We start from the raw sequence: 6,515 nt of genomic DNA on the forward strand, positions 1-6,515 counted from the left end.
AGCGGTGCGAACCACGTGCCTTACGACACGCTAGCGGCCACGACCATTCAAGGCGACGGGCCGGCGCCAAGCGTATCGATTGACGTTGGCCAACTCGGCGGTATGTACGCCGATCGGATTGTGATGGTTGGCACCGAACACGGCGTGGGAGTGCACAGCGCGGGTGAGATTAGCGCGCAGGCTGGTGATTTGACGCTGTGCTCGAACGGCAAGCTCACGTTTACGCCAACGAGTCAAACCAATGCAAGCGGCCTATTAAGCGTGCGCGCGCAGGCCGACATTCAAAACGATGGCAAGCTTTACGGCAAACAAGACGTGTCGGTTTCAAGCGAGAGTTTGCTGACCAATACCGGTACGCTCGCAGCCCAACGCAACTTGAAGGTCGAAGCGCACAGCGTGAATTCAAGCGGCGGGTTGGGTGCCGGGGCCGATGCCGACGGCGTGATCGACAGCGCAGGCGAGCTCGAGGTCAAGGCCACCGGTTCGCTGGTCGCCACAGGCCATCAATTGGCGGGCGGCAACATGACGCTTGAAGGTGCCGCCGTTGACCTGAAGCACAGTAACACCCTTACCGACGGTCATTTGGAACTCCACGCGAAGTCTGGCGATATTGACCTGACCGGCGCGGAAGTGGTGTCACAAGGCACTGCGCGCATCATCGCGGATGATGGCGTAGTGAACCATAACCAAGGCAAGCTGTCGTCAGGCGACACGCAGACGATCCGCGCTGCGGCATTGTCGAATCAGGACGGGCAGATTTTTTCAGAATCGACATTGGATATCGACGTAGCGGGGAAGATGGACAATCTGCGCGGGCTCGCGCGAGCAGCCGGGGGCGTCCTTGTGAAGGCCGGCTCACTGGATAATACGGCTGGGCGCGTCACATCGAAAAGCGATGATGCGCTGTCGGTGACGACGGTGGGCCCACTGACGAACGCGGCGGGTCATACGGTGATGGGTGATCAAGGCGGCGTGATTGGCGGCAATGGCAACGTCAAAGTGCAGGCCGGCACGCTCACCAACAGAGGTCGCGTCACGGCGAAAGGAATGCTGAAGGTCAGCGGCCAGTCCATCAATAACAATAACGGTACGCTGAGCGCGAAACGGTTGGATGTGACGGCCGATTCGCTCACGAATGAGAAAGGGTTGATTGCACAAACGGGCAAAGGCGACACAGCGGTTCGCGTAACCCACAAGTTCGATAATACATTGGGCACGATTCGAAGCAACGGCGAAAATCTAATTCTCAAGTCTGAAGCAGGCAGCTTGACGAACAATAGCGGCACGCTTTATCACGGCGGCAGCGGCACACTGAAAGTGACTGGCGCCAGCACGCTGACAAACCTTAGTGGTTTGATTGACTCGGCCAGTGTGCTCAATGTGGACGGTCAATCGATTGACAATACCGGCGGTGTCATCCGTACGAAGACCGGCTCCGTCACACTCACCTCTGCGTCGACGTTCAAAAACAATCAAGGTGTCGTGCAAGGCGGGAATGGGCTCGAAGTATCGTCCGCCGATACGCTTTTCAATCAGGAGGGCAAGCTCGTCAACCTGAGTTCCACCGGCACGCTCGCCGTATCCGCCCAAGAGCTCGACAATACGAATGGTCAAATCGCCGACACCGGTACGGTTTACACGTTGATTAAGGCCGCGTCGATCCATAATGCCAATACGAACGGCCAGACCCATAGGGGTGTTATTCGCGGCAAAGGGAACGTGACGATCGACAGCGCCGCTGTGCAAAACGGCGCGAACGGCCAAATTGTCGCCGATCGGGACCTGACTTTTAAGAATACGGACCAGCTCACGAATGTGGGCCAACTCACGGCGGATGGTGTGCTGACCGTCGAGCAGCCGCACGCCGTCTTATCGAATGTGGACGGCCAGATCAGCGCGACGAAGGTCAAGCTGACTGTCGCGAGCCTTGACAACACGAGCGGCCAGATCGCGAATCCGAAAGGCTCAAGTGGCGACATCACGATTCGGACCGGCGTGCTGACTCAGCATGCCGGCACCATCGCGAGCGCACGGGACCTGGAGCTCAGCGCGGTCTCGCTCATCGGCGATGGCCAGTTCATCGGCGGTCGAGATGCGGCCATTTCACTGCAAGGCGACTACACGCACGGTGCGAACAACCAGGTCACTGCAAACCGCAACCTGACCTTCTCAACGACGGGTCAGCTGACGAACACTGGCAAGCTGTCGGCAGTCGGTAATCTGACCACCCGCTCGAACGGTTTAATCAATCGAGGCGAGATCAGGTCGGGCATACAAGGGGTGACTGGCACGGGGATAACTACGCTTGAGGCCGGCAGCGGCGAGCTAATCAACGAAGGGAAAATTGACGGCAATACGATTACGACGACCAGCCAGCATCTGACGAACACGGGTTCGATCATCGGCGACACACTCACGCACACGGCGAACACGATCGTCAACGATGGTGCGCAGGCGGTCATGGCGGGCACGCAGCAGGTCAACCTCTATGGAGCCAACACTGTCACGAACCGGAACGGCGCAACGCTTGTTAGTCTCGGCGACTTAAACATCGCGAAAGATGACCAGAAGGATGCAAGCGGCAGACTGATTAATCTAATTGACACGGTGAACAATTTGTCGTCGATGATGGAAGCGCATGGTCTGATGAACATCGCGGCCCGTCAGCTCAACAATATCCGTCAAAATGTACAGATAGAGACCCGCTCGTCGAGTTCGACGCACACCATGCGCCAATTGCCGTGGTGGAGGCCCCAAGATGCGAATGTGCACATGCACCACGCGTACTATGTCAATCCAGCCGATATCATCTCATCGACGCCAATCCTGATCCCAGACGGCCATTGGGTGACTCAGCTTATCGTGAACCTGCCGTGGAACGCATCGGTGTTCGAGTGGAAGAATAGTGGCCTGACGTATTGGAAGCCCAATGGGGGGCATCAAGCTCAGTATCAGCAAGATTCGCGTGTTACGCTCCCGGCCGGTCAAGTGACACTCTATGCGTATGATGTGAAACACGGACAGTCGAATCCGGATCAGCAGGGCGGTACCGCGTGGGATGAAAAGTTTTCAAAAAATACCTATTTGAGAAGTTTTGGCAATACGGCCTACTCGAACCAGTACGGTCATTGCACAACAAACTGTGTGCGAATCGAAACTTACCCGGGCTATACCGACCCGAACACACAGTTTATGAAAGAAACAGAGAGGCGCCGCGAAGGCCATTGGCCGGTCGAGACCCAGCGGATCGCTCACCAAACGGTGACCGAGACCGAATTGTCGCCCAACAGCGGTGCGCCCGCGCTGTTGACCTCAGGCGCGGCGATGAACTTGACGATCGGTGAGCTGGTGAACAACGACAATGGCACGATCGCCGCGGGTGGCGACTTGAACGTCAATGGCCAAAAGGTGCCGAACGGTCATGGCGCCGCGGTGATTAAGAATACGTCAACCCAGTTGACCAAAACGTATTCATTCACCAACCGATCCGGGTATAACCACGTGAAAGATCCCTATCCCGGCACCCCGGCACAGTGGGTTACGTGGACGAATCCCTCCATCACCTTCACGACTGGCATCGCCGGCGGCACGGTCACGAGCAACCAGGCTGTCACCATTGACGCAGGCGAGACTCGCAATATCAGTGTGCAGGCGACGCCCGTACCGGTGGGCGCGGACGCAGCTGCACTGGGTCTGCCGGATATAGATCTTAAGGGCCAAGGCGTGGGAGCCCCGAGGGGCGCAAAACAGCGCTCAGGTACGCTCGGTGTAATTAAGACGGTCGCGGGCGTGCGCACTAGCCGGCCTCAACTGAAGTTGCCCACGAGTGGTTTGTTTACCATCCAATCGGCACCCAATCATCCGTATCTGGTGGTCACCGATCCGCGTTTCACAAGCTATACCCAGTTCGTCTCGAGTGATTACATGCTTGGCCAGCTCGATTTGAACCCGCAAACCGTTCAAAAACGGATCGGTGATGGCTATTACGAGTCGCAGCTGGTCATGGCACAGGTGACTCAGCTGACGGGCAAACGCTATCTGGAGGGCTTTACCAGCAACGAGGACGAATACAAGCAGCTGATGACCCATGGCGCGGCGTTTGGCAAACAGTTCAGCCTAAAACCCGGCATAGCGCTAACGGACGCCCAGATGGAGGCACTGACGACGGACATCGTCTGGTTGGTGAATCAAACGGTCACGCTAGCGGATGGCAGCCAGCAGACGGTACTTGCGCCACAAGTGTACCTCGCGAAATCGAACCACGTCGATGTGACGCCGAGCGGCGCACTGATCTCGGGCAATACCGTTCAGATCAAGGGCACAGACATCGTGAATCAAGGCGGGACGATCGCTGCGAAGGGCGATGCGGCACTGGCTGCGAGCAACGACATCCAGAATTTGGGGGGAGCTATCCATGCCGACAACCTCGCCTTGATGGCCGGCCGCGACATCATCAATCAGTCGCTCACTCGTACTGAGGCCCAGCATTTCACGACCGGCACGTCGACGCATACGTCGATCGGCGCGCTCGGTACGCTGAACGCGAGCGGTGAGATGCTGATGCAGGCCGGTCATGACCTGACGGTGAAAGGCGCGCGGGTGACAACGGGGGGCAATCTTGGCGTGATGGCAGGCCACGCGGTGAACATCGGTACAGTGGAGACGGGCTCGACCATTCAGACGCACAGCGATGCACGCAATACCAGCGCATATCAGAATACGACACAGGTGGGCAGTGCGCTGCACACGGGCGGCAGCCTGGGCGTAGCTAGCGGTGGCGATATTGGTGTGACGGGTAGCACGCTGACATCGGACGCGGATATGGCGCTTGTCGGCGCAGGCCATGTCACCATTCGGGGCGCGACAAATCGCGCCGCTGTGAATTTGACCGGTGCGCATGGTCGTGATTGGGCGTATGACAATCATATGGTGGAGACGAACGTGGCTAGCCAGCTGTCAACAGGTGGCAGTGCCACGGTGGTGGCGGGTCAAGCTGCGTCCGGCAAACGGCTTGAAGTGCTGGGCTCAAATATTGTAGCCGGCACGAAAGGACAGGGTAATGGCGCGGTGAACCTAGCTGCGTCGGGCGACGTAACGATCGCCGAGACGCGTACGCGTACCCGCGGCGATGCGGCCAGCCATTCCGAAGCGGACAAATTTTTGTCAAGTTCATCAACGGATACTGCGCGCAGTTATGCGGGCAGCAACGCGAACGGCTCACTGGTGTCAGGTGAGACGGTGAGCGTATCAGCGGGTCATGACCTGAACGTGCGGGGCAGTGCCGTGGTGAGCACGCATGGCACGGCATTGGCGGTGGCAAACAACGTGAATATCGGTACCGCGCAAAGCACGGCGCAGGAATCGAATGACTACCGCCACCGTCAATCGGGCCTGCTATCCGGAGACGGACTGGCCGTGACGATTGGCTCGCGCGCGCAATCGGACCAGGCGCAATCCTCGTCGGTTACGCATCACGGCAGCGTGGTCGGTTCGGTCAAGGACAGCGTGACGATCGAGGCGGGCAACGAACTGCACGTGAAAGGCAGCGATCTCATCGCCGCGAAGGACGTGGTGGGCACGGCGAAGACGGTGACGCTGCAGACTGCGACTGATGAACAGCACCATAGCGGACAACAGGCGATGCGGCAAAGCGGCGTGACGCTCGGGGTTCAAACGCCGGGCATCGCAGCGGTGAATAATGTCGTGCAGCAGGCCAGCGCGGGCGCCCACAGTCAAGATGATCGGGTACGGGCGCTGCGCGGGATAGCCGGGGCCAGTGGCCTGTACGATGCGTATCAGTCGGTGCCGGGCGAATTAGGCACGCTGGCCCAGGGCGAGCTGCCCGAAGCGAAGCTGACGGTGAGCGTCGGTTCGTCCAGCAGCCGCTCAGCGTTCAGCGAGGACAGTACGCAGGCGCGCGGCAATCGCGTGCAGGTAGGCGGGCTCGCAAAATTCCAGGCGACGGGCGAGAAGGACCAAGGCCAAGGGAACGTGATCATTCGCGGCTCGCAGATTGATGCGCAAAACGTCCATCTTGCGGCCACCGATCGGGTGGATCTGCTCAACAGCACCGACACTGAGCGTGTGCGTCACGACAATGGCTCGACAAGCGGCAGCGTCGGCGTATCGATCGGCACGAAGGGGCTCGGCGTGTCGGCGTCGGCCGCGCGTGCCAACGGCGACGGCAACTCGGACGGGGCGATGCAGAATAATACGCACGTTCGCGCACGCGAGACCGTGACGATTAAGAGCGGCGGTGATACGAACGTTGTGGGCGCGAACGTGAAGGGCAATCGGGTGGTCGCCGACGTGCAGGGCGACCTGAATGTGGCGAGCGTCCAGGACACCAGCATGAGTGCGGCGCACCAGCATAGCGCGGGCGTTGGGCTTAACGTGAGCCAGGGCGGGGGCAGTGCCAGTTTCAACGTGCAGAACGGCAACGCGCGCGGCAACTACGCGAGCGTTGCCGAGCAGGCGGGGATCGAGGCTGGCGAAGGCGGTTTTGACATCGCGGT

Annotated in this window: 1 protein-coding gene; it reads left to right on the plus strand. The window is 59.3% G+C overall.

What is annotated here, in order from left to right; all coding sequences use genetic code 11:
- Positions 1-15 precede the first annotated feature (15 nt).
- Positions 16-6,515: hemagglutinin repeat-containing protein (locus tag B0O95_RS14950; RefSeq protein ID WP_146064112.1), on the plus strand; the 6,500-nt coding region annotated here is incomplete at its 3' end.

The organism is Mycetohabitans endofungorum (assembly GCF_002927045.1).
GTDB lineage: Bacteria > Pseudomonadota > Gammaproteobacteria > Burkholderiales > Burkholderiaceae > Mycetohabitans > Mycetohabitans endofungorum.